Source organism: Micromonospora sp. ALFpr18c (genome assembly GCF_008868155.1).
Taxonomy (GTDB): Bacteria; Actinomycetota; Actinomycetes; order Mycobacteriales; family Micromonosporaceae; genus Micromonospora.
Genome location: NZ_WBKR01000474.1, coordinates 1 through 545, shown reverse-complemented (window position 1 = coordinate 545; position 545 = coordinate 1). Strand labels below are relative to the sequence as shown.

The window sequence follows — 545 nt, the reverse complement described above, 5'->3', positions numbered from 1 at the left end:
ACGCCGTAGTTCTCCGCGTGGACCTGCTCGATCACCGCGGTCAGCTCCTCGTCGCGTCGGGATCGTGCGCTGGCGGGGCGGGTCGTGGCGGCGTAGTAGGTCGACGGTGCGATCGCTGCGGGCGTGTCTTCGAGCGCCCGCAGGACCGGTTGGACACCGTGTTCGACCCGCTGGGAGTCGACGAAGGCGACCCTCATCGCGACGGACGGTCCAACTCCGCCGCGAAGAAAGACGCCGCGGACTTCAGGATCTGGTTCGCCCGCCGCAGCTCACGGACCTCCCGTTCCAACGCGGCGAGGCGTTGTGCGTCACTGCTGGTCATGCCCGCACGCTCACCGGCGTCGACCTCGGCCTTCTTCACCCATGTCCGCAACGCCTCCGGATGAACCCCGAGCTGACCCGCGATCCGACGGATCGCACCGACCGCCGACGCCGGATCCCGACGGGCCTCGACCGCCAACCGGGTCGCACGCTCACGCAACTCATCGTTGTACTTCTTCGGTGCAGGCATCGCCGGTGTTCCTCCAGGATTCGATGTCTCCATC

The 545-nt window shown here is 67.9% G+C and carries 1 protein-coding gene and 1 pseudogene; both read right to left on the bottom strand.

All coding sequences use genetic code 11. The features are described from left to right. A pseudogene (locus F8271_RS31750) lies at window positions 1–197 on the bottom strand (IS3 family transposase); the annotation flags it as partial. Continuing rightward, window positions 194–511 (bottom strand): transposase, encoded by a 318-nt coding sequence (locus F8271_RS31745; RefSeq protein WP_192580563.1) that lies wholly within the window; start codon window positions 509–511, stop codon window positions 194–196. The gene F8271_RS31745 and the pseudogene F8271_RS31750, both read right to left, overlap by 4 nt. Window positions 512–545 lie beyond the last annotated feature (34 nt).

Excerpts from the sequence above, each read along its gene's own strand:
- F8271_RS31745 (WP_192580563.1), bottom strand. The coding sequence starts at position 511 with ATGCCTGCACCGAAGAAGTACAACGATGAGTTGCGTGAGCGTGCGACC.